Origin of the sequence: Vibrio sp. 10N.261.45.E2 (genome assembly GCF_002875705.1) — a bacterium.
In the GTDB taxonomy this organism is placed as follows: Bacteria; Pseudomonadota; Gammaproteobacteria; order Enterobacterales; family Vibrionaceae; genus Vibrio.
Genome location: NZ_MCZZ01000043.1, coordinates 1 through 330 on the forward strand (window position 1 = coordinate 1; position 330 = coordinate 330).

The 330-nt window shown below is 46.1% G+C and carries 1 protein-coding gene; it reads left to right on the forward strand.

From position 1 onward, the window contains the following. A partial coding sequence (locus tag BCT34_RS02485) for a transposase domain-containing protein (RefSeq protein WP_198594881.1) occupies nucleotides 1-330 on the forward strand: 330 nt, incomplete at both ends.

Here is a 330-nt window from a genome sequence, read left to right on the forward strand (position 1 = left end):
CTTCCCGCTCAGCAAGCTGTCTGGTTAGTTATTTGGATGGGGCTGCAACGCAACATGTCTATCAAAGAGGTATGCAGTTCATTAGACATTGCACTTCAGCCTAAGCCTGAAGATAGCTGGTCTCGTGTTGCACCTAGTGTCCTAACTGATTCACGCCGACGTCTAGATGAGAGTCCGTTAGCGGCTCTGTTTCACACAACGGTAAAGGCTTGGAACGGAGATATCCTTCAACAAGATAAAGACTTAAAGCTTAATGTTCTTGCTGTCGATGGGACAACATTTAGGTGTCAAGATTCCCCAGAGAACGCTGAAGAATTTGGGTTCATCTCT